General features: G+C 73.3%; 27 protein-coding genes and 1 pseudogene. 10 read left to right on the top strand and 18 right to left on the bottom strand.

What is annotated here, in order from left to right; translation table 11 throughout:
• Positions 1-96 precede the first annotated feature (96 nt).
• The 9 genes from QQK22_RS16320 to rpmB form a co-directional block, all read right to left on the bottom strand.
• On the bottom strand, positions 97-684 hold the full coding sequence (locus QQK22_RS16320) for a molybdopterin-dependent oxidoreductase (RefSeq protein ID WP_284252111.1): 588 nt from the start codon (positions 682-684) through the stop codon (positions 97-99).
• 37 nt (positions 685-721) lie between these two features.
• Positions 722-1,945, bottom strand: coding sequence for a molybdopterin-dependent oxidoreductase (locus tag QQK22_RS16315; protein ID WP_284252108.1), 1,224 nt, complete (start codon positions 1,943-1,945; stop codon positions 722-724).
• Positions 1,946-2,006: 61 nt separating this feature from the next.
• Entirely contained in the window at positions 2,007-2,474 is a 468-nt protein-coding gene (locus QQK22_RS16310) for an NUDIX hydrolase (protein WP_284252106.1), read from the bottom strand.
• Between the two features lie 49 nt (positions 2,475-2,523).
• Complete coding sequence (rpmF, locus tag QQK22_RS16305) at positions 2,524-2,694, bottom strand: 50S ribosomal protein L32 (protein ID WP_284252807.1); 171 nt, start codon at positions 2,692-2,694, stop codon at positions 2,524-2,526.
• Positions 2,694-2,816 carry a type B 50S ribosomal protein L36 gene (gene ykgO / locus QQK22_RS16300; RefSeq protein ID WP_284252104.1) on the bottom strand — a complete coding sequence of 41 codons (123 nt, stop codon included), beginning with the start codon at positions 2,814-2,816 and terminating at the stop codon, positions 2,694-2,696. The genes rpmF and ykgO overlap by 1 nt, the downstream gene beginning before the upstream one ends.
• Complete coding sequence (locus QQK22_RS16295) at positions 2,813-3,091, bottom strand: type B 50S ribosomal protein L31 (RefSeq protein WP_284252102.1); 279 nt, start codon at positions 3,089-3,091, stop codon at positions 2,813-2,815. The genes ykgO and QQK22_RS16295 overlap by 4 nt, the downstream gene beginning before the upstream one ends.
• Positions 3,092-3,095: 4 nt before the next feature.
• Positions 3,096-3,401: a 30S ribosomal protein S14 gene (gene rpsN / locus QQK22_RS16290; RefSeq protein WP_284252100.1), complete on the bottom strand. Its 306-nt coding sequence runs from the start codon at positions 3,399-3,401 to the stop codon at positions 3,096-3,098.
• The gene (gene rpmG, locus QQK22_RS16285) at positions 3,401-3,571 is read right to left on the bottom strand and encodes a 50S ribosomal protein L33 (RefSeq protein WP_284252097.1); all 171 of its coding nucleotides are present in this window, start codon (positions 3,569-3,571) and stop codon (positions 3,401-3,403) included. Before rpmG ends, rpsN begins: the two co-directional genes overlap by 1 nt.
• Positions 3,571-3,807 carry a 50S ribosomal protein L28 gene (rpmB, locus tag QQK22_RS16280; protein ID WP_284252095.1) on the bottom strand — a complete coding sequence of 79 codons (237 nt, stop codon included), beginning with the start codon at positions 3,805-3,807 and terminating at the stop codon, positions 3,571-3,573. Before rpmB ends, rpmG begins: the two co-directional genes overlap by 1 nt.
• Positions 3,808-3,860: 53 nt before the next feature.
• On the opposite strand from rpmB, the gene QQK22_RS16275 reads away from it, so the two are divergent.
• The 5 genes from QQK22_RS16275 (at position 3,861) to QQK22_RS16255 (ending at position 7,701) form a co-directional block, all read left to right on the top strand.
• A complete protein-coding gene (locus QQK22_RS16275) occupies positions 3,861-4,409 on the top strand; it encodes a hypothetical protein (RefSeq protein ID WP_284252093.1) in 549 nt (182 codons plus the stop codon).
• Positions 4,343-5,062: a GTP-binding protein gene (locus QQK22_RS16270; protein WP_284252091.1), complete on the top strand. Its 720-nt coding sequence runs from the start codon at positions 4,343-4,345 to the stop codon at positions 5,060-5,062. Before QQK22_RS16275 ends, QQK22_RS16270 begins: the two co-directional genes overlap by 67 nt.
• A 72-nt stretch (positions 5,063-5,134) precedes the next feature.
• Positions 5,135-6,451: a hypothetical protein gene (locus QQK22_RS16265; protein ID WP_284252089.1), complete on the top strand. Its 1,317-nt coding sequence runs from the start codon at positions 5,135-5,137 to the stop codon at positions 6,449-6,451.
• A 126-nt stretch (positions 6,452-6,577) separates the two neighbouring features.
• Positions 6,578-7,207 carry an MBL fold metallo-hydrolase gene (locus QQK22_RS16260; RefSeq protein ID WP_284252087.1) on the top strand — a complete coding sequence of 210 codons (630 nt, stop codon included), beginning with the start codon at positions 6,578-6,580 and terminating at the stop codon, positions 7,205-7,207.
• Positions 7,204-7,701, top strand: a complete 498-nt coding sequence (locus tag QQK22_RS16255) for a flavin reductase family protein (protein ID WP_284252085.1) — start codon at positions 7,204-7,206, stop codon at positions 7,699-7,701. The genes QQK22_RS16260 and QQK22_RS16255 overlap by 4 nt, the downstream gene beginning before the upstream one ends.
• A 77-nt stretch (positions 7,702-7,778) precedes the next feature.
• Here QQK22_RS16255 and sfnG read toward each other — a convergent pair whose 3' ends face one another.
• The 6 genes from sfnG to QQK22_RS16225 all read right to left on the bottom strand — a co-directional run bounded on the left by sfnG (position 7,779) and on the right by QQK22_RS16225 (position 17,513).
• Positions 7,779-8,912: a dimethylsulfone monooxygenase SfnG gene (gene sfnG / locus QQK22_RS16250; RefSeq protein ID WP_284252083.1), complete on the bottom strand. Its 1,134-nt coding sequence runs from the start codon at positions 8,910-8,912 to the stop codon at positions 7,779-7,781.
• 671 nt (positions 8,913-9,583) lie between these two features.
• Positions 9,584-14,377, bottom strand: coding sequence for a 3-keto-alpha-glucoside-1,2-lyase-like domain-containing protein (locus QQK22_RS16245; RefSeq protein WP_284252805.1), 4,794 nt, complete (start codon positions 14,375-14,377; stop codon positions 9,584-9,586).
• Between the two features lie 307 nt (positions 14,378-14,684).
• A complete protein-coding gene (locus QQK22_RS16240; protein ID WP_284252081.1) occupies positions 14,685-15,344 on the bottom strand; it encodes an ABC transporter ATP-binding protein in 660 nt (219 codons plus the stop codon).
• Positions 15,341-16,249, bottom strand: coding sequence for an ABC transporter permease (locus QQK22_RS16235; RefSeq protein WP_431310171.1), 909 nt, complete (start codon positions 16,247-16,249; stop codon positions 15,341-15,343). Before QQK22_RS16235 ends, QQK22_RS16240 begins: the two co-directional genes overlap by 4 nt.
• Positions 16,246-17,100, bottom strand: coding sequence for a molybdate ABC transporter substrate-binding protein (gene modA, locus QQK22_RS16230; protein WP_284252079.1), 855 nt, complete (start codon positions 17,098-17,100; stop codon positions 16,246-16,248). The genes QQK22_RS16235 and modA overlap by 4 nt, the downstream gene beginning before the upstream one ends.
• Complete coding sequence (locus tag QQK22_RS16225) at positions 17,097-17,513, bottom strand: TOBE domain-containing protein (protein WP_284252077.1); 417 nt, start codon at positions 17,511-17,513, stop codon at positions 17,097-17,099. Before QQK22_RS16225 ends, modA begins: the two co-directional genes overlap by 4 nt.
• Positions 17,514-17,673: 160 nt before the next feature.
• Here QQK22_RS16225 and QQK22_RS16220 point away from each other — a divergent pair, with 160 nt between their 5' ends.
• The 5 genes from QQK22_RS16220 (at position 17,674) to QQK22_RS16200 (ending at position 21,802) form a co-directional block, all read left to right on the top strand.
• Positions 17,674-18,951, top strand: a complete 1,278-nt coding sequence (locus QQK22_RS16220) for a HesA/MoeB/ThiF family protein (protein ID WP_284252075.1) — start codon at positions 17,674-17,676, stop codon at positions 18,949-18,951.
• Positions 18,948-20,216, top strand: a complete 1,269-nt coding sequence (locus tag QQK22_RS16215) for a molybdopterin molybdotransferase MoeA (protein ID WP_284252072.1) — start codon at positions 18,948-18,950, stop codon at positions 20,214-20,216. Before QQK22_RS16220 ends, QQK22_RS16215 begins: the two co-directional genes overlap by 4 nt.
• Positions 20,213-20,680, top strand: a complete 468-nt coding sequence (gene moaC / locus QQK22_RS16210) for a cyclic pyranopterin monophosphate synthase MoaC (RefSeq protein ID WP_284252070.1) — start codon at positions 20,213-20,215, stop codon at positions 20,678-20,680. The genes QQK22_RS16215 and moaC overlap by 4 nt, the downstream gene beginning before the upstream one ends.
• Before the next feature lie 65 nt (positions 20,681-20,745).
• Positions 20,746-21,417: an AMIN-like domain-containing (lipo)protein gene (locus tag QQK22_RS16205; protein ID WP_284252068.1), complete on the top strand. Its 672-nt coding sequence runs from the start codon at positions 20,746-20,748 to the stop codon at positions 21,415-21,417.
• Positions 21,418-21,544: 127 nt separating this feature from the next.
• On the top strand, positions 21,545-21,802 hold the full coding sequence (locus tag QQK22_RS16200) for a MoaD/ThiS family protein (RefSeq protein ID WP_284252066.1): 258 nt from the start codon (positions 21,545-21,547) through the stop codon (positions 21,800-21,802).
• 404 nt (positions 21,803-22,206) lie between these two features.
• On the opposite strand, the pseudogene moaA reads toward QQK22_RS16200, so the two are convergent.
• The 3 genes and pseudogenes from moaA to QQK22_RS16185 form a co-directional block, all read right to left on the bottom strand.
• Positions 22,207-23,249, bottom strand: a pseudogene (moaA, locus tag QQK22_RS16195) (GTP 3',8-cyclase MoaA).
• Positions 23,250-23,313: 64 nt separating this feature from the next.
• Entirely contained in the window at positions 23,314-23,718 is a 405-nt protein-coding gene (locus tag QQK22_RS16190; RefSeq protein WP_284252064.1) for a molybdenum cofactor biosynthesis protein MoaE, read from the bottom strand.
• A gap of 32 nt (positions 23,719-23,750) precedes the next feature.
• Positions 23,751-24,269, bottom strand: a complete 519-nt coding sequence (locus QQK22_RS16185) for a MogA/MoaB family molybdenum cofactor biosynthesis protein (RefSeq protein WP_284252062.1) — start codon at positions 24,267-24,269, stop codon at positions 23,751-23,753.
• Positions 24,270-24,285: the final 16 nt, after the last annotated feature.

Genomic DNA, 24,285 nt, shown 5'->3' with positions numbered 1-24,285 from the left:
CGCCCCCGGGAAAGCGGATGGGTCGGATCGAGAAAATTCTCGATCCGACCCATCGATGCTGGTCAGGTGGGGTGCGACAGGGTCGCCCCCGGTACGTCAGGTGACCGTGATGCTGCGCGAGTCGTAGCCGGAGGACCCGTTCGGGATGGGGGCGACCATCTCCTCGATCTGGAGCTCGCCGTCGCCGTCGTAGGCGCGGCAGCGGATCGTGTGCACGCCCTGCTCGGCGGTCCACGTCGTGCGCCACTGGCGCCACGTGTCGTTCGAGAGCGCCGGCGAGAGCTCGACCTCCTGCCACTCCCCCTGGTCGACCTGGATCTCCACCGAGGCGATCCCCCGAGTCTGTGCCCACGCGACACCACCGATCACGACCTCGTCGCCGGCGCTGACCTGGCTGAAGCCGCGCGGCACGTCGATGCGGGAGGCGGTCTTGATCGGTGCCTGCTCGGCCCAGCCGCGCTCGGTCCAGTACGCGACCTCGTCGGCGAACCTCGAGACCTTCATCTCCACGACCCACTTCGTCGCGGAGACGAAGCCGTACAGACCCGGCACGACCATGCGCACCGGGAACCCGTTGCGCTGCGGCAGCACCTCACCGTTCATCCCGACGGCGAGCAGCGCGTCGCGCCCGTCGGTCAGCGCCTCGAGGGGGCGGTCAGCGTGAACCCGTCGATGCTGGTGCACAGCACGCAGTCGGCGTCCGACGCCGGGCCGAGGTCCTTCAGGAGCGGCTCGAGGGGGTACCGGTCCACGTGGCCGTCCCGACGAGCGAGCCCCCGACCTCGTTGGAGACGCAGGTCATGGTGATCGTGCGCTCGACCTGCTCCAGCTCCAGGAGCTCCTGATACGTCAGCGTGCGCTCGGTGTCCACGAGGCCGTAGATGCGCAGCGACCAGTCCTCGGCAGTGATGTTGGGCAGCGTCAGCGCCGTGTCGATGCGGTAGAAGTCCTCGTTCGGCGTGAGGAACGGCTCCTGCCCCTCGACCGCCTCGTCGATCGTGTCGAGCGAGAGGCCCGAGGGGAACTGCTGCGGCGTCGCCTCGGGGAGCCGGAGCGCCTCGCGGCTCGCGTTCACGTCGGCCGAGCTGGGCAGGAGTCGCCCGACGGCGGTCGCGGCCGCCGCCGCGGCGGCGGTGATCCCGACGAGACCGAGGAAGCGACGGCGGCCCAGGGAGCTGGCGTAGGCGGGCTTCGTGGAACGACGCGTGGGGTACTCGCGCGGGTCGGTCGTCCCGGCGCCCTCGGCGGCCTTGGCGTCCGTCTCGGCCTCGGTGTCCGTCGCGTCCTCGGCGTCCTTCGAGCCCTTCGTGTCCTTGCCGCCCGTCGCGCCCTCGCCGTCGCGCTCGGCGATCAGCCGCTCGCGCGTCTCGCGGTCCAGCGCGGTGCGGCGGAAGAGGAGGCCGAGCACGTAGACGCCCACCACGCCGCCGACCAGTGACGGGATGAGGTCCCACACGCCGACGGCGGCGGGCCGGGTGATCACCGCGACCCCGCAGACCGCCACGAGGAGTCCGAGGATCACGGCCGCGATGCGCGGGCTGCGGCGCGCCACGACGCCGATGACGCCGGCGAGCACGAGGACGGTGATCCCCATGCCCACCTGGAGCGCGATCTTGTCGGACTCGCCGAACGTCGCGATGGCGAACTGCTTGAGCCACTCGGGCGTCAGCGTGATGAAGGCGGCCCCGATGGCCAGCAGCGGTGAGCTGAACTGGTTCAGGAGCTGGAAGCGGTCACCGAGGATCGACAGGAGCTCGGCGACGGCGAGGGCGAGCCCGGTGACCACGATCCCCGCGAGTGCGGCGGTCAGGATCCCGGGCTGCCAGAGGCGGGGTGCGCCGCGGTCGGGTGCGGGACGAGCCGCGTCGGCGGTCGTCGCGGCACCCGTGCCGGTCCGTCCGCTGCGCTCGTCGCTGGGATTGGCGCCGTTCGTGGTCTCGTCCATGTACGAAGTTCGACACGGAACGGTGTCCGGATGGGTGCGACACGCCGTCGGGCGCACCTTCTCAGGCGCGGAACAGCGCCTCGCCGCGCTCGGGGAGCGCGTCCGCGATCCGGGAGCGCATGCGCTCCGTCATCGGCGGGAGGTCGTCGACGTCGCACCACCGCGCCTCGGTGTTCTCGCCGTCGGCCGGGTGCGGCCGACCGGAGACGAAGTCGCAGCGGAAGGTGAGGTCGAGGTACTGCGTGCGGTCGCCGTTGTCGTAGACGACCTCCTCGGTGACGGCCACGCTCGCGAGGCGCTGCGCCGTCGCGACGACGTCGGCCTCCTCGAGCACCTCGCGCACGGCCGCGACGGCCGGCTCCTCGCCGGGGTCGACGATGCCGGTGACCGGCGTCCACGCACCGTTGTCGGCGCGCCGCACCAGCAGCACCTCGCGCCCGCGGAGCACGACGGCGGTCACGCCCGTCAACCACAGCGGTGCGGTTCCGACGTGGCGGCGGAGCTCGAGGATGAAGTCGGGGGTGGGCACGGCCCCACGCTACGGCGGACCGTGCCCACCCTGGTGCAGCACGCTCACGTCACTCGGGCACGACCAACCCCCGCGTCACGGCGCGCGCGAGCCGGCGTGGCACCCGCACCCACTCCCCGGCCGGCGTCCGGACGGGGACGAGGTCGACGGGCTCAGCCTTCCACCGCGACCGTCGCGAGCGCGTGTTCGACCGCGACAGCTTGCGCTTGGGGACCGCCATCAGCCCTGCCTGCCCTTCCACCGAGGATTCTTCTTGTTGATCACGAACACCTTGCCGCGCCGTCGCACGACGATCGAGCCGTCCTTGCGCGCGAGCGAGGCCAGGGAGGCGCGGACCTTCACGAGGCACCGCCCGAACGGCCGTAGCGGCGGTTGAACTTCTCGACGCGACCGGCGGTGTCGAGGATCTTCTGGCGGCCCGTGTAGAACGGGTGGCTCACCGAGGAGATCTGGACCTCCACGACGGGGTAGGTGCGGCCGTCGGACCACACGGTCGTGGCGGTGGCGGAGGTGGCCGCCGTGGAGCGCGTGAGGAACTCGCGGCCGGGCGTGCCCTCGGGCACGGAGACGTCGCGGAACACGACGGGCTCGTAGACGGGGTGGATGTCTCTCTTCATCAGCTCACCAGCTCGACTTCGTCACGCCGGGGAGCTCCCCGGCGAGGGCCATCTCGCGCAGCTTGACGCGCGAGAGGCCGAACTTGCGGTAGTAGGCGCGCGGCCGACCGTCGGAGACGTCGCGGTTGCGCACGCGGGTGGGGCTCGCGTCGCGCGGGAGCCGGTGCAGCGCGCGCATCGCGGCCTCGCGCTCGGTGTCGGTGCGTGCGGGGTCGACGCTCGCGCGCTTCAGCTCGCGCCGCACCTGCGCGTGGCGCTCGACGACGGCGCGGCGCTGCTCGTTGCGCGCGATCTTGCTCTTCTTGGCCATCAGCGCTCCTCGCGGAACTCGACGTGGCGTCGCACCACGCGGTCGTACTTGCGCAGCACGAGCCGGTCGGGGCTGTTGCGACGGTTCTTGCGCGTCACGTACGTGACGCCGGTGCCGGCGGTGGAGCGCAGCTTGATCTTGGGGCGGACGTCCGCGGTCCTGCTCGCCATCAGACCTTCCCTCCCCGCGCACGGATCTGCGCGACGGCGACGTCGATCCCGATGCGGTCGATCGTGCGGATCGCCTTCGTGGACAGCGTGAGCGTCACGGTGCGGCCGAGCGACGGCACGAAGTACCGCTTTCGCTGGACGTTGGGGTTGAAGCGGCGGGACGTGCGCACGTGCGAGTGGGAGACGGACCTCCCGAAGCGCGGGTGCACGCCGGTGAGCTGGCAGATGGCTGACATGCGGACCAACCTAGAGTTTGAGAATCGTTATCGTCAAGGCTACGCTCGTGGCCATGACGACCTCCGCCGTTCCGATCGTCGTGCTGGCCAGCACCGATCGCACCGACCGCGACGCCCTCGTGATGACCGCGCTGCTCGACGCGCCCGGCGTCGTCGCCGTCGTGCACGATCTCGAGTCCGACGGCGACGGCGGGACCGACGGCGACCCCGACGTCGTGCTGCGCCGGCGCGTGCTCGGCGAGGGCGGGCTCGAGGGTTCGCTCGGGTTCCGGTCCGGCGACGCAGGGCCCGCGTCGCCGTCGCGCGACGAGGTCGTGCCGATGGAGCACGCCTGCCCCGGTTGCGCCCTGCGCGAGGACGCGGTCCCGGTCATCGCCGAGCTGCTCGAGGCCGCCGCCGACGGGAGCACCCCCTGCGCGGCGTGCTGCTCGCCCTCCCGGTCGGCGCGGAGATCTTCCCGGCCACACGCACCCTCCTCGCGGCCTCCGGACCGGAGGGTCCCCTGCACCGCGCACGGCTCGGCCTCACCGTCGCGGTGGTCGACGGCGCACGCGCACTCCCCCAGCTGCACGACGGCGACGACGCGCTGCTCGCGCAGCTGACGGCGGCCGACGTCGTCGTCGTGGCACCCGTCGACCGCGAGGCCGCGCTCGACCCGAGCGCCCGGCGTGGCAGCGACGTCGTCGACGCGCTCCGCTCCCCCGCCTCGCACCGCTGCGACGACACGTGCGCCCCGTGGCTCGCCGACGCGCTGGCGGGTGAGCACGACGACGCGGCGCTCGAGATCGCGCACGACCCGGTCACGCTCGGGGCGGGGCACGGTTTCGTCGAGGCCGTCACGACCGCCGACGGCGCCCGCCTGGCCCCCTCCGGTGCGTGGTCGCTCGACCTGCGCAGCGAGCGGCCGTTCCACCCCGACCGGCTGATGGAGCGCATCCGCGACCTCGCCTGCGAGCGCACCACGAGCCGCGGCCGGTTCTGGCTGCCCAACCGGCCCGACGCGGTGTGCGGCTGGGAGGCGACGGGCGGGACGGTGTGCGTCGGCGTCGCCGGACCGTGGGAGGACGCGCGCCCCGAGACGTACCTGACCGTCGTCGGCACCGGCCCGGCGAGCGAGCGCACCCGCCTGCGGCGCGCCTTCGACGAGGCGCTGCTGACCGACGCCGAGATCGCCGCCGGACCGGCCGCGTGGCTCGGCCGCCCCGACCCGCTCGAGGTCTACCTCGGCGACCCCGCGGACCTGTACCGGTCCTGACTCGCACCACCACCAGACCCGCACCACCCAGATGAAAGGCGCGCTCCCCGCCCGGGGAGCCAGGTTCCACCCATGAGCGTTTCGACCCGACGCCCGCTCGCCCTCACCGGCGCGCTCGCCCTGACCCTCGTGCTCGCCGCGTGCGGCGGCAGCGACACCGACGCCGCCGACTCCGGCACGTCCGGCACGTCCACGCCGTCCGAGTCCGGCACCGCGACCGAGTCCGACGACCACGAGGGCGAGGGCGAGGAGGGCCACGACGAGGAGGCCGGTGCCACCGAGGCCGCGGCGCGCACCCCGCGCGTCACGCTGACCTACGACGGCGGCCTCCTCGTGCTCGACGCCTCGACCCTCGAGGTCGAGGCCGACCTCCCGCTGGACGGCTTCAACCGCCTGTCCGACGCCGGTGACGGCCGGCACGTCGCCGTCACCACCGCGGGCGGCTGGGCGCTGCTCGACGCCGGCACCTGGAGCCAGGCGCACGGCGACCACTCCCACTACTTCACCGCCGCCCCGGCCCTGCACGACGTGATCGTCGAGGCCGAGACGCCTGCCCACGTCGTCGTGCACGACGGCCTGACCGCGCTCTTCGACGACGGCACCGGCGACGTGACGGTCGTCCCGGCCGACGGCTGGGCCGACGCCGCCGAGGCGGGCGAGGTGGCGCCCGTACGGACCTTCACGACGCCGTCGGCGCACCACGGGGTCGCCGTGGCGTCGCAGGACGGCCAGCTCGTGGTGACCGAGGGCACCGACGAGGGCCGTACCGGCGCTCGCGTGCTCGACGCGTCCGACGTCGAGCTCGACGCGAGCGCGGAGTGCCCCGGCGTGCACGGTGAGACCGTGGCCGGTGAGGAGACCGTCGTGCTCGGCTGCGAGGACGGCGTCCTGATCCTGCACGGCGACCACTTCCACAAGGTCGCCTCGCCCGACGCCTACGGCCGCATCGGCAACCAGTTCGGCACCGAGACGTCCTCGGTCGTGCTCGGCGACTACAAGACCGACCCCGAGGGCGTGCTCACGAGCGTCTCGCTGATCGACACCGAGGCGGAGACGATCCAGATCGTCGACATCGGCTCGCAGTACACCTTCCGCAACCTCGCGCGGGGCGACGACGACACCGCGCTGGTGCTCGGCACCGACGGCGCGCTCCGCGTGATCGACCCGACCACGGGCGAGATCGTGCGCACCGCGCCGGTGATCGACGCGTGGGAGGTGCCCGAGGAGTGGCAGCAGCCGCAGCCGGCCGTCAAGGTCGTCGACGGGATGGCGTACATCACCGAGCCCGCGACGAACGAGCTGCACGTCGTGGACTACGAGACCGGTGAGGTCTGGAAGTCCACGGAGCTGCCCGCGACGCCCAACGAGATGGTGGTCGTCACCGGCTGAACCACGTCGGCAATCCTCTCGGGGAACGTCAGCAACCCTCTCGCGAATTTCGCGAGAGGGTTGCTGACGTTCCCCGAGAGGATTGCCGACAGACCCCGAGGATCACCCCTCCCGTAGGGTCGGGTGATGGTGAGCATCCAGCGCGTCCTGACCCGCGGCACCCACCCCGTCGACGGCCGCGAGGTCGAGCTCGAGAACAACGTGTGGATCGTGGGTGACGACACCGAGGTCGTCGTCATCGACGCGTCCCACCAGCCCGACGTCATCGCCGAGGCCGTCGCCGGCCGACGCGTCGTCGGCATCCTGCTGACCCACGGCCACCGCGACCACATCGGTGGCGCACCCGAGCTGGCCCGCCTCACGGGCGGCCCGATCTGGCTGCACCACGCGGACGAGTTCCTGTGGGAGGCGGCCCACGGCGACACGCCCTTCCCCGCGACGGCGCTGCCGCCGCACCAGATCGTCCACGTCGCCGGCACCGAGCTCGAGGTCCGGCACACCCCGGGCCACACGCCGGGCGCGAGCGTCGTCGTCGCGACGGGGCTCGGTGCCGTCTTCACCGGCGACACCCTGTTCGAGGGTGGGCCGGGCGCCACCCGCTGGGACTACTCCTCGTTCGGGCAGATCGTCGAGTCGATCACCGACAACCTCCTGACGCTGCCGCCCGAGACGGTCGTCCACACCGGGCACGGCCCCGACACGAGCATCGGGGCCGAGGCGCCGCACCGCCAGGAGTGGATCGACCGCGGGTGGTGAGCGATCAGCTCGACACGGACACCTTCCGCGGGCTCGTCGGCCGGCACCCGGCGGGCGTGTGCGTGATCGCGTGCGTGGACGACGGCGGCGCACCGGTCGGCTTCACGGCCTCCTCGGTCGTCTCGGTCTCCTCCTCGCCGCCGGTGCTGGCGTTCTGCGTGCGCGGCCGGTCGTCGGCGTGGCCGGCGATCGCCGTCGCGCGCTCGGTCGCGGTGAGCTTCCTCGCGCGCGACCAGGCGGACCTCGCCGAACGCTTCGCCGCCCGCGGCACCGACCGGTTCGCCGACGGCGGGTGGACCTCCCTGCCCGGCGGCGAGCCCGTGGTCGACGGCGCGCGCGAGTGGGTGCGCGGCCGGGTGCTCGAGCGCATCTCGCTCGGGTCGAGCCACCTCGTGGCCTTGAGCCCGACGGCGCACGGTGCGCCCCGACCCGACGCGCCCCCGCTGCTCTACCGCGAGGGTGACTACCGGGGCCTCGACGCCCACGACGCCTGAGCCCGCCGGCCGGCGCCACGCCGTGATCGCACCGGGTCACCGGCTGCACGACCCGGTCCGGCCCGGTGGCGGCGCCGTCAGACCCGCGCGAGCTCCGCGGCCTCGAGCTCGCGCACCAGCGGCAGCACCTCGCGACCGAAGTACTGCACGTCGTCGTGGTAGTGCAGGAAGCCGAGCAGCATGAGGTTCGCGCCGGTGCGCTTGTACTCCAGGATCCGCTCGGCGATCTGCTCGGGGGTGCCGACGAGTCCGGTGCGGAAGCCGTCGTTGTACTGCACGAGGTCGGCGAACTCCGAGTCCTGCCACATGCCCTTCTTGTCGCCGGTCGACTGCCCGGCCTGCTTGACGGCGGAACCGAAGCCCTCGACCGCCTGGCGGTCGGCCTTGGCGATGATCTCGCGCAGCACGTCGCGCGCCTCGGCCTCGGAGTCGCGGCCGATGAGGAAGCCGTTGACGCCGAAACGGACCGCCCCCTCGCGGCTGTGCTCGCGGGCGACCTCGCTGACGTCGCGGACCTGCTCGGCGATGCCCTCGGGGGTGTTGCCGTTCATGAAGTACCAGTCGGTGACCCGGCCGCCCATGCCGCGGGCGTCGGTGGAGTTGCCGCCCATGAAGATCTCGGGGTGACGCCGGCCGGGGACCTCGACGGGCTTCGGCCTGAGGTCGAAGTCGTGGAGGTTGTAGAAGTCGCCGGAGAACTCGGCGTGCTCGGAGGTCCAGATCTCGCGGACGTAACGGATGAACTCCTCGCTGCGGCGGTAGCGCTCGCCGTGCTCGAGCCACGGCTCGCCGAGCTTGGTGAACTCGTCCTTGAACCACCCGCTGACGACGTTGACGGCCATGCGGCCGCCCGTGATCTGGTCGGCGCTCGCGATCAGCTTCGCCAGCACGCCGGGCTGCCACAGCCCGGGGTGGACGGCGGCGATGACCTTCAGGCGCTCGGTGGCCAGGGCGATCGCCAGGCTGATGCTGGTCGACTCGTGCTGGTAGGCCGCGCCGTAGGAGGCGATGTAGCGCACCTGGCTCAGGGCGTACTCGAAGCCGTTCTGCTCGGCGAGGATGCCGAGCTGCTTGTTGTAGTCGTAGCCCCAGTCGGTGCGCTGCTCGATCGTGCTGACGACGAGGCCACCGCTCACGTTCGGCACCCAGTAGGCGAACTTCAGCGGATCGGCGAACCGTGCGGGGTCGGCGGGCCGGGTCGTTGCAGTCATCGTTCTCCTCGGGTGGGTGCGGGGTGGACGTGGCGGACGGGGCGATCCGACGACGGCGCCCACGGTGGTGGACCGCGTCCGACTCGGGCAACGGTCGCCCCGGGTGTCTCACCATTCGTCCGGGAGGCGGTGACACGGGATCGCTGCCGCTCTGCCGCCGACCGTGAGGCCGAGCACGAAGGACCCGACGCTGCGGAGGGCGCGCGCCTGCCGGTCTCCGAAGCGCCACGCTGACGCACCGTTGACGTCATACCCACACGGGACGGCGGGGCCTCACTGTTTCGCGATAGTTCGTGTCCTTCCGATCTGACCTGACCGGCGACGGGCGCGCACCGCGTCCCGGGGTGCCGGTGCCAGGTGCGGAGTGCTCGGTGCGGAGTGCGGAGTGTTCAGTGCGGTGTGCCGAGTGCGGTGTGCCGAGTGCGGAGTGCCAGGCGCGGGGCGTCTCGTGCGGAGCGCCCGGTGCCGGTTGTGAGGGCACGAACGAGGGGCACGAACCATCTCGAACGTGTTGGCGTCGGGAAGCCTCGGCGCGCCCGAGATCGCGACACGCCGAGTCGCGCGAGGCGCGAACGGCGGAGGGACGCCGACGCCGCCCCCGGCTGGTCGGGTGACCTGCCGGGGGCGGCGTCGTCGTGCGCGTCGTGCTGTGGTGCTGGTGACGCTGGGTGTCAGCTGTCGGTGCTGCCGCCGACGTTGCTGAAGCCCGCGTCGTCGTAGCGGTGCAGGAACGCCGCCATCGCATCACGGTTGATCGGGTTCACCGGACGGTAGATCGCCGTCCCGTCGTTCCCGAGCCACCCCGTGGTGATCCCCTCCGAGGCCAACCACGTGATCTCCGAGTAGAACTGCGTGGACGGAGTCAGATCCGTGAACGGCGAGACCGCCGGCGCCTCGAACTCGGGGCTGTCGGCCATCCGGTACAGGAACGCCGCCATCGCGTCACGGTTGATCGGCTCCAGCGGACGGAAGGAGAACGTCCCGTCCCCGTTGTCCCACCCGGTTGAGATGTCCTGGTCGGCCAGCCACGCGATCTCCTTGTAGAACTGGTTGTCCGTGGCCACGTCGCTGAACGGCGAGACCGTCGGCGCCGTGAACGCGGGCGAGTTCGCCTGGCGGTACAGGAACGCCGCCATCGCATCACGCGCGATCGGCTGCAGCGGACGGTACTCGCGACCGTCAGCCGTCTCCCACCCCGTCGAGATCCCGTTCTCGAACATCCACTGGATGTCCTCGAAGAAGAGCATCCCCTCCGGCACGTCCACGAAGTCGCCCGCGGCGTCGAACGTGAACGTCCACTCCGCCGTCGCACCCTGCGCCAGGGCGTACCCCGTGGCAGCGCGAGCCGTGACGGTGACGGTCCCGGTGGCGGGGTAGGTCCCGGCCGCCACGACCGCGTCGCCCACGAGGTACTGCACGCCGGCCGAGCTCGGGACGGTGTAGGTGTCACCCGTCGTCCCGGCCACGTCGGTGGCGGTGACCGCCGCCGGGGTGACCGTGTACGGCTCCGGCGTCGGGTTCGCCTCGCCGGCCTCGAGGCCGGTGAGGTACTCGAAGCCCTCGGCGGAGAACGAGTCGTTGGCCGGGGAGCCGTCGTACTCCATCACGTACAGGTCGACGTCCTGCTCGACGGCCTCGGCCAGGATCTCCTGGAGCGGCACGTCACCCTCGCCGAGGTTGACGAACGTCGGGCGCGGCTGGGTCACGAGACCCGTGGCGTCCTTGATGTGCAGCAGGTCGATCCGGTCGCCGTGCTCCTCGAGCAGCTCGGGCACGTCGATCCCGGCGTGCGTCGCCCAGGCCACGTCGACCTGGAAGGTGACGAGCTCGGGGTCGGTCTCGGCCACGAGGATCTCCCAGGCCGAGGTCATCTCGCCGTTGTACTCGTACATCGTGGTGAACTCGCCGGCGTGGTTGTGGCCGAAGAACTTCCCGGTCCCGTTCGCCACCGACAGCGCACCCAGGCGGTCCATCGTGTCCGCCGTCGTCAGCGTGTTCTCCAGCGAGCCGATGCCGGGGGCCGCGAAGCCACCCGAACCCACGTACCGCTGACCCAGCGTCTTCACGTACGCCAGGGTGTTCGCGAACGTCGCCTCACCCACGTCGTAGTGCGACGACGGCACGTCCAGGCCGTAAGAGTCGGCCATCGCGCGGAACTGCTCCGCCGAGAAGCCGCGCAGCGTCCCGCCGAAGGGCTCGATGTTCTCGAACCCGATGGTCTCCAGACGGTCCAGGACCACCGGGAGTCCGTCCTGGTTCGCCCAGGCGCTCAGCGAGAACATCCCCATGGAGACCTGCTCCGCCGGGATCAGCACGGGCTCGGGCTCCGGCGTCGTCGCGTCGAAGGTGTACGACCACTCCGTCTCCCCCGCGAGCACGAAGCCCGCGAGCGCCCGCGCCGTCACCGTGACCGTGCCCGCACCCGGGTACGTGCCGGCGGCGACGACGTCGCCGTCGACCAGGTACTCCACACCCTCGACCGCGGGGACGGTGAAGGTGTCGGCCTCGGTCCCGTCCTCGTCGGTGAACGTCACCGGCTCGGCCGTGACCGTCACGGCGTCCTCGAGGTCCATCACGCGGACGTTGCGGTAGTTGACCGCCTCGCCCGCGCCGTGGTTCTGCATCCCGATGAAGCCCTGCGCGAGGTCGCGCGCCGGGTCGGTGCTGGTGAAGTCGTTGACCTGCGTGCCGTTGAGGTAGACCTGGATCGTCTGGTCCTGCACGACGATCTCGTACGCGTTCCACTCGCCGACGGGGTTCAGCGAGGCCTCGACGGCCGCGAGGTCGGCGCCCTGGAAGGTGTAGATCGCGCCGGTGGTGCGGTCGTCCTCGTCCGTCGCGTCGATCTGGATCTCGTAGCCCTGGTTGACCGCGACCCACGGGTCGGTGCCCGGGTCGGGGAACCCGACGAAGATGCCGCCGTTGTCGTCCTTCGTCAGCTTCCAGTCGAGCTTGAGGCTGTACTCACCGAGCTCCTCGCCGTGCCACAGCAGGCCCATGCCGCCGCTGGTGCGGAGGCTGCAGTCGGCCTGGCGTCCGAACGACCCGGGGCCGGCCATGTTCCAGTCCGCGAACGTCGCGAGGGTGCCGTCGAAGAGGCTGCGGTAGCCGTCCTCGGTCTCGGCCGGCAGGCAGATGTCGCCGCCGTCGCCGACCTGGAGCAGGTCCAGGTTGACGTGGCCGTCGTCGCCCTCGTCGTGACGGATCGAGACGGCGTTCGCGCCCGCCTCGAGCGCGACCTCCGTCGTCGCCGTGCCCCACTGGTTCCAGGCGCCCGTGGGCGGCAGCGTCCAGGGGCCGATGCGCTCGCCGTTGACGTACAGCGAGACGTCCTTGTCACCCACGAACGGGTTGGGGCCGTTGGCGTAGCGCAGGTGGAGCGGCTGGGTGCCCGCCTCCTCGGCGTTCACCGTGAACGTCACACCCGTGCCGACGTCGCCGAAGTTGTCCACGAACCCGGCACCCGAGTACCCGTTGTGCTCGGTGTCCAGGCCGGCGTTGCCGCGCAGCGCGGCGTACTCCGCCTCGTACCAGCCGCGGTCGGCCGGCGCCTCGTAGCCCGGCAGCGAGTTGAGCGTGTACCAGGCCTCGGTGCTCCACAGCTCCTTGCCCGACTCGGACTCGAACGGCCGCGGGGAGCGCAGGTGCACCACGTGACCGGGCTCGAGACCGTCCAGCTGCAGCGTCACCTTCGTGCGGTCCTCCGAGACGACGGCGTCGCTCACCACCAGCCCGGTCTCGTCGACCTTCGGACCGCCGTAGCCGGCCGTCGGGACGTAGCGCCACTGCGTGGCGCGGTAGGCGTCCGCGATCGACTCCGCCGTCTCGGTCGAGATCGGCTCGGTGTAGGTGATCTCGAACCCGCCCTCGACCACGCTCACCGAGGTCATGTCGAACGTGTCGGCGTTGACCGGGGTCAGCTTCTGCAGGCCGTAGCGCAGCTTGCCCGACTCGCCCCAGTTGCCGCCCTCACCCGTGCCGCCGACGTACAGCGCGCCGTCGGGACCGGTGATGACGCGGTTGGCGCCGACCTCGAGGCCCGCGGTGTGGCGGAACGCCGCACCCTGGTACTCGCCGTCGACCTCCTCGAGGAACGCGCGCTGCAGGCCGCCGTAGGTGACGTCGCCGAAGAGCATCTGACCCGCGAACGGGCCCGCCTCCAGCGTGATCGGTGTGCTGGGCGAGTTGCTGATGTCGTTCTGCGGCAGCCAGAGCGCCGGCGGCGTCACCGGCTGATCGTCGAAGCGGCCGGCGGGGTTGGTGTAGTGGTTGAAGAACCGGCCGTCCTTCACGTGCACGAGCTTCGAGCTCGGCAGCCAGTCGCCCTGGTTGTCCATCGCGAAGATCTCGTTCTCGGGCCCGAAGCCGATCCCGTTCGGGGTGCGCAGACCACCGGCGACGTACTCGACCTCGCCGGTCTCACGGTCGATGCGCAGCGTGGTGCCGCGGTCGGCGGCCGGCTGCGGGTTGGTGGACGCGCCGCCGTTGTTGATCGCGACCGAGAGGTTGACGTAGAAGTTCTCCTCGTCGTGGATCAGGCCGAACGCGAACTCGTGGAAGTTGCCGCCGTCCGGCCAGGTCGCGAACGTGCGGTGGTCCTCGTAGAAGCCGTCGCCGTCGAGGTCGCTGAGCTCGGTCAGACCGTCGCGCTCCGAGGCGTAGAGCTTCCCGTCGACGTAGGCGATCCCCATGGGGTTGAACAGGTCGCTGGCGATCTTCGTGTACTCGACCTCGGCCGCGCTCGTCTCGCCCAGCACGTTGTCGAGGGCGAAGACCTCGCCGGGCTCGGCGTCGGGCACCCAGCCGCCGGAGCTCACCGAGCCGGTCGTGGAGACCAGCAGGCGGTCGGCGTCGTCGAACGCGAGGCCGGAGACCTTCGGCTCGAAGTCGGCGGGGCGCAGGTCGGTCAGCGTGTAGTTCGGGTTGACGGAGTCGAGCTGCAGGCCGTCACCCGCGGTGTCCTCGGCGCCCTCGCAGTACTTCGTGCCGGGCGCGGTCACGCGCACCACGTCGGCCTCCGTGCTGAGCACGCTCGAGGGCACGACGGCGAAGCTCGCCGCACCCGGCGGGCGCCACTCGAGCAGGAGCCGCTGGTTGTTGGTGCCGTCGAAGTGCTCGACGAACAGGTCGTGGACGCCCGCCTCGAGCTGGACCGTTCCCTCGACGGACGTCGTGTCCTGCGGGCCGTCGTTGTCGAGCACGACCTCGTCACCGATGGTGAGGCGGGAGCCGTCGTCGCTCGTGATCCGGAACTCGTAGGCCCCGCCCTCCGCCACGGTCAGGTTGGCGCGAGCGTGCGTGAGGAAGTTGTCCCCGAGGCCGAAGTCGTCGTTCGTGGTGAGGTCGATCTGCGGCACGAGCTTGTCGACGTTCGGCGTCGTACCGCCGCGGAGCGTGCAGAGCGCGTTCATGCCGGGCGGCATCTGGAACGTGCGCAGGGTGACACCGGGCTCCTGGGGAGGCAGCGTGCCCGGATCGATCGGGTCCGCCGCCGCGGGGAGCGCACCGCCGGCGAGGGCGGCACCCCCACGAGGGCGCTGAGGGCGAACAGTCCGACGGTCCGGCGCAGGGAGCCGGGTCGCAGGGCTGGTGGGCGGGGTGAGGGCATCGTCGCTCCTGGTTGGTTGCCGTCGTTGGCGTGTCGGCGCGACCCACCCGGCGACCGTGCCCGGTGCGGCGACGCTAACGTCGCCACTGAACCATCTTTATCAAAGCACGTCCACCAGTTGCGCTCAGTTTCTTCGAACTTTCGCCGACCTCAGCCGTAAGGGGTCACCCCAGGGCGACGGCGCGCGTCGCGAGGGCGTCGACGTCAGCCTCGTCGTGGGTCACGAGAACCGCAGGCACGGCGAGCTCACGCAGCGCGTCGGCGACGAGGGCGCGCACGTCGGCGCGCACCCCGACGTCGAGCGCCGCGAACGGCTCGTCGAGCAGCACGTAGGCGGGGTGCGCGGCGAGCGCACGGGCGATCGCGACCCGCTGCGACTGGCCGCCCGAGAGGGCGTCGGCGCGCAGGTGCGCGCGGTCCGAAAGTCCGAGCCGGTCGAGCCATCCCGCAGCCTCGGCCCGCGCCACCCGCCGGCGCACCCCTCGCGCGCGCAGCCCGTAGGCGACGTTCTCCACCGCGCTCAGGTGGCCGAACAGCAGGTGCTGCTGCGGGACGAGGCCGACGCCCCGTCGCTCCGGCGGCACCCAGGCGGCCACGCCGTCGAGCACCTCCCCGCCGAGGGAGAGCGAGCCCGACGCGAGCGGCAGCGTGCCGGCGAGCGCCGCCAGGAGGCTCGACTTCCCGGTCCCGTTCGGGCCCGTCAGCGCCAGCACCTCCCCCGGGTCGACCCGCAGGTCGAGGCGCACCTCGAAGTCGCCGCGGCGCACGACGGCGTCGCGCAGCTCGAGCGCGCCCCGCCCCGCGGGCGCCGTCGCCCCGGTCACGAGCGCCCCGCCCCGGCACGCCGGGTGGAGCCGGCCGCACCGACCGCACCCACCGCACCGACCAGCCCGCGCAGCCACCGCGCGCGCAGCAGGATGAGCACCGCCGCGGAGATCCCGATGAGCACGATCGACAGCGCGATCGCGGCGTCGGGGCTGCTCTCCATCGCGAGGTAGATCGCGATCGGCATCGTGCGCGTGGTCCCGGGGAAGTTGCCCGCGAAGGTGATGGTCGCCCCGAACTCGCCCAGCGCCCGCGCGAAGCACAGCACCGCACCCGAGGCGACGGCGGGGGCCACCATCGGCAGCGTCACGCGCCGCAGCGTGGTCCAGCGCGAGGCGCCGAGGGTCGCCGAGACGTCCTCGTAGCGCCGGTCGAGCCCGCGCAGCGCGCCGTCGACCGAGAGGACGAGGAACGGGAGGGCGACGAAGGTCTGCGCGAGCACGACCGCCGTCGTCGTGAACGGGATGGTGACGCCGAACCACGCGTCGATCTGCTGCCCCAGCAGACCGCGGCGGCCCAGCAGGCTGAGCAGCGCGACGCCGCCGACCACCGGCGGCAGCACCATCGGCAGGGTCACGACGGCGCGCACCACCCCCGCGCCCGGCAACCGCCCGCGGGCGAGCAGCCACGCGAGCGGGACCCCGAGCACGAGGCTCAGCGCGGTCGCGGTGCCCGCCGTCCGCAGCGACAGCCAGAGCGCCTGCGCCACCGGTCCCGTCCCGACGATCGAGACCAGCTCCGACCACGGCGCCCGCACCAGGAGCGCGAGCAGCGGCAGCACGAGGAAGGCGAGGCCGAGAACCCCGGGGACGAGGAGCAACCACGGGGTGCGCCCGCGACGCCTCGCCGAGGCGCGCTGACCGGGCCGCGCTGCGCCGTCGCCCTCGCCCTGCCCCGCGCTCACGGGAGCGTGAAGCCGGCGGCCTCGAGCACGGCGGAACCCTCGGGCGAGCGCACGAGGTCGACCCACGCCTGAGCGGCGTCGGGGTTCGGCGCGGCGGTGAGCGTAGCGATGAGGTTGTCGTTCACGGCCTCGGCGGCCTCGGGGAACGTGATGGTCGTGACGGCGTCGCCCGCGCTCCGGGCATCGGTCGCGTAGACGAGCGACGCGTCGACCTCGCCCGAGGAGGCGAGGTTGAGGGTGGCCGTGACGTTCTCGGCGAACGTGTCGATCGCGGGTGTGATGCCCGCCGCGGTGAACACCGCTTCCGCGGCGGCGCCGCACGGCACCTCGACCGCGCAGACCGCGAGGGTGAGGTCGCCGTTCGCGAAGTCGCCCAGGCCCGTGACCGCGCCGGGGTTGTCGCTCGGCGTCACGATGACGAGGGTGTTGCTCGCGAAGGTGGCAGGGTCGGTCACCTCGGCGGCGGCCTGCTCCATGGTGGCCGCGCTCGCCGTCGCGAGGACGTCGGCGGGCGCACCGGAGTTGACCTGCTCGGCGAGCGCCGAGCTGGCGGCGAAGCTGAAGGTGACCGTGACGCCCGGGTGCTCCTGCTCGAACGTGGTGGCGAGCTCCTCGAAGACGCCCTGCAGCGAGGCGGCGGCGAAGACGGTGAGGTCGCCGGTGAGCTCGGGGGCGGCGTCGGTCTCGCTCGAGCTCGACGAGGTGTCGCTCGGGGACGCGTCGGGGGCCGACGACGTCTCCTCGGCCCCGCCGTCTCCCGAGCACGCGCCCAGGAGGGCGATCGCGGCGGCGAGCGCCGCCGTCGTGCGCGCGTGGCGCGCCGTGCGGATCCTGCGGGCGGTGCGAGTCATCGGGTGATCCCTTCGATGCCGACGTTCGTGGCCTTGACGGTGGCGGCGACGAGGGAGCCCTCCTCGAGGCCGAGCTCGTCCGCTGCCTCGCGCGAGATGAGCGAGACCACGCGGAACGCTCCGGCCTGCACCTCGACCTGGGCCATCACGCCGTCGCGCACCACGCGCGTGACGATGCCGCGCAGGCGGTTGCGCGCGGAGGCGGGTCCGAGGTCGCCGAGCTGGTCGTGGCCGGCGGCGGCCGCGGCGGCCTGCTCGGTCGCGAGGCGCGCGACGGCGGCGGCCGGGTAGGAGGTGACACCCGCAGTCGTGCTCGGCTCGATACCGGCGGCCTGCGCGCGCCGCCGCACGGTGTCGGTGCTGACGCCGAGCAGCGCGGCTGCCTCGGCGACCCGGATATCACGTGCGCTCATGCGTCGATCTGACCATAAACTCGCCGCAGATGCGAGGCGTGAGAGCCTCGCTGTCCCCCACAAGTACCTCGCGAGGTCCCACAAACCCCTCGCGAGTTCCCACAAGTACCTCGCGGCGCCCCACAGGTACCTCGCTGAGGGCCCGTCGTAGGCTGGGACGATGCGCCTGCCACCGCTGGTCCCGCCCGGTCCGCCGAGCTCGGACGCCGAGGCGCGGCGCACCGCGCGCCAGAGCCTGCTGCCCGAGATCGGCGAGATCGGCCAGCGCCGTCTCGCCGCCGCGCACGTCGCCGTCGTCGGCGCCGGGGGTCTCGGCGCCCCGGTCCTGCAGTACCTCGCCGCGGCGGGCGTCGGCACGATCACGCTGATCGACGACGACGTCGTCGACCTCACCAACCTCCACCGCCAGGTCATCCACGCCGCGAGCGCCGTCGGGGAGCCCAAGACCGCGAGCGCCGCGCGCCGGATGCACGAGCTGGCGCCCGCCGTCGTGGTGCACGAGCGGCGCGAGCGCCTCGTCCCCGAGAACGCGACCGAGCTGCTGTCCGGCGTCGACCTCGTGATCGACGGCACCGACACGTTCGCCACTCGCTACCTCGTCTCCGACACGTGCGCCGCGCTCGGCGTCCCGCTCGTGTGGGGTTCGGTGCTGCGGTTCGACGCGCAGGTGTCGGTGTTCTGGTCGCGGCCGCCGGGCGCCGTCGCCCCCGTCACGCTGCGCGACCTGTTCCCGCTGCCGCCCGCGCCCGGCAGTGTCCCCTCGTGCGCCGAGGCCGGGGTGCTCGGTGCGCTGTGCGGGATCGTCGGCGCGATGATGGCGACCGAGGCGGTCAAGCTCGTCGTCGGGGCGGGCGACGTGCTGCTGGGCCGCGTCGCCGTCGTCGACGCGCTGACGATGCGGGTGCGGGAGGTGCCGCTCGTGGGTGCGTCCACCGCGACCTCCCACGAGGCGGCCCCGGCCGTGGCGACGCCCGAGGCGGCCGAGATCGCCGCCGTCGTCGCCCCGCTGCTCGCCGGTACCGCCGACGAGCTCGCGGCCGGGGACGACGGCGAGGCCGGGGTCGTGCTCGACGTCGCCGCCTACCGGGCGCTGCCGGACACCGCCGTGCTCCTCGACGTGCGCGAACCGTCGGAGTTCGCGGGGGACGCGCTGCCCGACGCCGTGAACCTGCCCGTCTCCGTGCTCGAGCAGGCCGCCCGCGAGAGCGCCGACGCGGTGCTCGCGCTGCTGGCCGACGCCGGCGCCCCGGCGGGTGCGACGCTCGTGACCTACTGCTCGGCCGGCGTCCGCGCCGCGCGGGCCGCGCTCGCCCTCACCGACGCCGGACGGGACGCCCGGGTGCTGCACCCCGACGCCGTCGACCACCTGCGTGCCGAGCACCTCGCGGCCACGAACGACACGGTGGAAGCCACCACGACGGCGGGAGCGCTGCGATGACACCGATCTCCGACCACCTCGACCGCGTCCTCGCGACGGTCGCGCCCCTGCCTCCGCGGGAGGTGCCGCTCGCCGACGCGTGGGACCGCCGGATCGCCGAGCCGGTCCGCGCGCTGGTCCCGATCCCGCTGTGGCGCAGCTCCTCGATGGACGGCTACGCCGTGCGGTACGACGACGTCGCGAGCGCCGACGACGCGCCCGTCACCCTGCGCGTGGTCGCCGACATCCCCGCCGGCAGCGACCTCGACCCCGCGCTCGCCCCGGGTGACGCCGCGCGCATCATGACCGGGGCGGTCCTCCCGACCGACGCCGACACGATCGTCCAGCTCGAGCACACCGACCGGCTCGACCCGCTCGCGCCGGTGAGCGAGAGCGTCGAGGTCCGGCGCGCCCCCTCGCGCGGCCTGTTCGTGCGCGGCATCGGCGACGACCTCGCGACCGGCGACCTCGTGGCCGGGGCGGGGACGCTCACGACGGCGGGCGTGCTGGCCGCCGTCTCCTCCGCCGGCCACGGCACGCTGCGCGTCCACCGCGCCCCCCGCGTCACCGTGATCGCGACCGGGAGCGAGCTGGTCGCGCCCGGGGAGCCGGTCCGGCGCGGCCAGATCCCCGACGCGAACTCGCTCATGGTCGCCGCGCTGGTGCGCCGCGCCGGGGGCGAGGTCGACGCCGTCGCCCAGGTCGGCGACGACCCGGCCGAGCTCGAGTCGGCGCTGGCGCGCGCGGGCGGGAGCGACGTCGTCGTGCTCACGGGCGGGGTGAGCGCCGGTGCGTACGACCCCGTGAAGCAGGTGTTCGACGGCTCGCGCGACGTCACGTTCACGTCGGTGTCGATGCAGCCGGGCAAGCCGCAGGCGTTCGGCACGCTGCCCGGCGGCGCCGTGCTGTTCGGGCTGCCGGGCAACCCCGTGAGCGCCTGGGTGTCCTTCCACGTGTTCGTGCGGCCGGCGCTCCTGGCGATGCAGGGCGCTCCCGACGGCGAGGTGCGGCTCGCGCCCGTGCCCGGCCGCGCGGGGGCCGACTGGGGCACGCCGCCGGGGCGCACGCAGATCCTGCCCGCGCGACTGTCGGTCTCCGGGGGCGTCCTGACGGCGACGCCGGTGCACGCGCTCGGCTCGAAGTCGCACCTCACGGGGAGCCTCGCGCTCGCCGGGGGCTACGCGGTCGTGCCGGCCGAGGTCGAGCGGGTGCAGGCGGGGGACGCGGTCGACGTCGTGCTCATCGGGGCCGATCTGCCGCTCGCCGCGGGCGAGGATGGGGTATGACCTTCACCCACCTCGACGACGCCGGGCACGCCCGGATGGTCGACGTCACCGAGAAGACCCCGACCGTGCGCTCGGCCACGGCGACCGGCGTCGTGCACTGCCCGCCCGCCGTGCTCGACGCCCTGCGCGACGACACCGTGCCGAAGGGCGACGCGTTCGCCGTCGCCCGGATCGCCGGGATCGCCGGCTCGAAGCGGTGCGCCGAGCTGCTGCCGCTCGCGCACGTGATCGGGGTGCACGGGGCGAGCGTCGACCTCGAGCTCACGCCGGGCGGCGTCGCGATCCGCGCGACCGTGCGCACCGCCGACCGCACCGGCGTGGAGATGGAGGCGTTCACCGCGGTCTCGGTGGCCGCGCTCGCGCTCGTCGACATGGTCAAGGGGCTCGACAAGGGCGTGTGGATCGGAGAAATCCGACTCGAGAGCAAGACCGGCGGGAAGTCGGGCGACTGGGCACGGGAGTGACGGGGGTCACCACGCGGGCCACGCCTGTGCCTACGGTGGGGTGACACCGACCCTGGGGGGACCTGATGAGGTATCGCACGACCACACTGATCGCGGCCACCGGCGCGGCCGCCCTGCTCGCCGGGTGCTCGTCCGGCACCGACGACGAGGCTCCGCCGGCGACGGAGACCTCGACCGCGACCGCCACGGAGACGGCGACCGAGACGGCGAGCCCGAGCCCGACCGAGCCGAGCGGGACCGCGACGACGAGCGAGCCCGCGCCGCCTCCGCCCGACGACGAGGCCGGGGACGCCGCACCCGCGTTCCCGACCACCACCGACCCGCAGACGGGTGAGAGCGACAGCACTTCGCTCCACCTCGAGGGCGTCCGGGTCTCCGAGCACGACGGGTTCGACCGGATCGTGCTCGACTTCGCCGGCGAGGGGCTGCCCGGGTGGGACGTGCAGTACGTACCAGCCGCGGAGTCCCAGGGCAGCGGCGCCCCGATCCCGCTCGAGGGCGACGCCGTCCTGCAGATCACCGGCATCCACACGATGCCCGAGGACCCCGCGGCGTACGAGACCGAGCCCGTGGTCGAGGGTGACGCCGGCGCCGTCGAGCAGGTCGTGTACGACACCCTGTTCGAGGGTCGGACGGTCGTCTTCGCCGGTGTCGACGAGGGAGCCGTGCCCTTCCGGGTGTTCGCGCTCGGCGAGCCGTCCCGCCTCGTGGTCGACGTGCTGGACGACGACGACTGACGCCGGGGTACGGGGCCGGTCTGGGCGGCGCCCCGCGCGAGAGGGGCGAGAATGGACCGATGCGTACCGCGACGATCGCCCACCACGCCCTGCGCGCCCCCGTCGGCCGGCCTGCGGGACGGCTCGCGTGAGCGCCCCCATCACGGTCCGGCTGTTCGCGGGCGCCGCCGAGGCGTTCGGCGGGGAGTCGGCACGGGTGCCGTCGACCGTGGGGACGACGGTCGGCGACGTCGTCGCCGTGCTGGTGGCGAACGGCGGGCCGGGGACGGCCGACGTGCTGGGTCGCTGCTCGTTCCTGGTGGCCGGGGTGCGCGCCGACGGCGCGGCGACCCCGGTCGCCCCGGGTGCCCAGCTCGACGTGCTGCCACCCTTCGCCGGCGGCTGAGCCCTCGCCCACGACGACACACCCCTCGCTGACCACGGCACCCCCTCGCTCACGACGGCAAGCCCCTCGCTGACGACGGCGGTCCGTATGCCGGACCGACCTCGCTGTGAGCGGCTGACCCCTCGCTCACAGCGGCCGACGGTGACGACCCTCGGCAGCACACCGCTCTGACCTGCAGCGATGCCCCCTCGGCGCCGCGGCCGGAACCACTGACCGCTGTGAGCGAGATCCAGCCGCTCACAGCGAGGGCTCCGGTGGCGGGCGCGGCGCCGTCGTAGGCGAGGGGGTGGCTGTCGTGAGCGAGGGGGATGCCGTCGTAGGCGAGGGGCGTGCCGTCGTGGGCGAGGGGGTTGCCGTCGTGGGCGAGGGGCGTGCCGTCGTCAGCGCGCCCCACTGGTCGACCCTCAGCCGCCGATCGCGTTCATCCCGCGCGCCGGCTGCAGGAACCCCGGGTCGTTGATCGCGTGCCCGGGCAGCTTCGCGTGGATCGCGGAGCGGAGCATCGCGTCGACGTCGCCGTCCACCCGCGAAGCATCCGAACCCCGCAGCAGCGGCAGCAGGTCGAACTCCGCGTTCGAGAACAGGCAGTTGCGCAGCTGACCGTCCGCGGTCAGCCGCATCCGGTCGCAGTCGCCGCAGAACGGCGCCGTCACCGATGCGATCACGCCCACCGTGTGCTCGCTGTCCCCGAGCCGCCACCGCTCGGCGGGCGCGCCGCCGCGCCCCGGCACCGGCTCCAGCGCCCACCGCTGCGCGAGCGCGTCGAGGATCTCCTCGCGCGTCACCATCTGCGCGCGGTCCCACGTGTGCCCGGCGTCGAGCGGCATCTGCTCGATGAACCGCATCTGCGCGTCGTGCGCCACGGCGAACTCCACCAGGTCCACGAGCTCGTCGTCGTTCACCCCGCGCATCGCGACGGCGTTGATCTTCAGCGGCCGCAGCCCGGACTCGCGCGCGGCGGCGATCCCGACGAGCACGTCCTCCAGCCGGTCGCGGCGCGTCAGGTCGCGGAAGCGGTCGGGCCGCAGCGTGTCGAGGCTGATGTTCAAGCGCTGCAGCCCGGCGGCCATCAGCGCGGGCAGCTGACGGTCCAACGTGATGCCGTTGGTGGTCATCGCGATCTGCACCGGTGCGCCGTCCGGCCCCCGCAGCGCCGCCAGCCGCTCCACGACCTCGGGCAGGTCGCGCCGCAGCAGCGGCTCTCCCCGGTCAGCCGGAACGTCGTGATGCCCGCGTCGGCGCAGATCCGCGCGACGCGCACGATCTCGTCCGTCGTCAGCACCGACGAGCGCGCGAGCCACTCCATGCCCTGCTCCGGCATGCAGTACGTGCAGCGCAGCGAGCACCGGTCGGTCAGCGAGATCCGCAGGTCGCGGTGGACGCGGCCCCAGGTGTCCACGAGCGGGTCGCCGGGGCCACCCGCCCCCGACGGCGCAGCGCCCGGCACCACGCCCTCCCACCGCGGCGGCCGGCGCCCGATCGTGACGGGGACGCCCGTCACGGGAGGCCCCTCACAGCCCCACCCAGTGCGTGCGCCCGCCCACCTCGTGCTGCCGCTTCCAGATCGGCAGCTCGGCCTTGACCGCCTCGACCAGTGCGCGCGAGACGTCGTAGGCGTCCCCGCGGTGCGCGGTCGCGACGCACGCCACGAGCGCCAGGTCGCCGACGGCGAGCGTCCCCACCCGGTGGCTGACCGCGATCCGCACACCCTCCGGCCCGGCGGCCGCGGCGCGCGCCGCGATTTCGCCCAGGATGCGCTCGGCGTCCGGGTGGTGGGAGTAGTCGATGCCGGTGACCTCGCCGTGCGCGCCCGGGTCGTGGTCGCGGATGCGCCCCACGAACGTCACGACGGCGCCCGAACCCGCGTCCTGCACCGCCGCCTCGTGGGCGGCAAGGTCGAGCACGTCGCTGGTCACACGTGCGATGAGAACACTGTCGGCGTCGGCCATCAGTGGTCGCCCCCGCCCAGCTGGTCGATCACGTGACCCACGAGCGGCAGCAGCACCTCGAGCGACTCCGCGACGGCCTTCGGCGACCCCGGCAGGTTCACCACAAGGCCGCCCGGGCCGTGCGCGAGCCCGCCGATCCCCGCGACCCCGCGCGAGAGCGCCGCCATCGGGGTGGCGGCCAGGCCGCGGGCGCGCACGACGTCGGCCACGCCGGGCATCGGCAGGTCCAGGACGGCGGCGGTCGCCTCGGGCGTGCGGTCGCGCGGCCCGACGCCGGTGCCCCCCAGCGTGAGCACGAGGCGGGCCCCGCCCGCGAGCGCGGTGGTGAGGGCCTCGCCGACGGGGGCCTCGCCGTCGGGCACGACGACGACGTCGACGTTCGCGACGCCCGCCGCGAGCAGGAGCTCCCGCGCGGCGGGGCCGGAGGCGTCGGCGCGCTCGCCCGCGGCGGAGCGGTCCGAGACCGTCACGACGACGGCTCGGACTTGCGAGAGCGGCACACCCGGGGCGGAGGTCATCCTCCGACCCTACGTC

This window comes from Litorihabitans aurantiacus (assembly GCF_030161595.1).
GTDB classification, from domain to species: domain Bacteria; phylum Actinomycetota; class Actinomycetes; order Actinomycetales; family Beutenbergiaceae; genus Litorihabitans; species Litorihabitans aurantiacus.
This window is presented reverse-complemented; position numbering and strand designations above follow the sequence as displayed.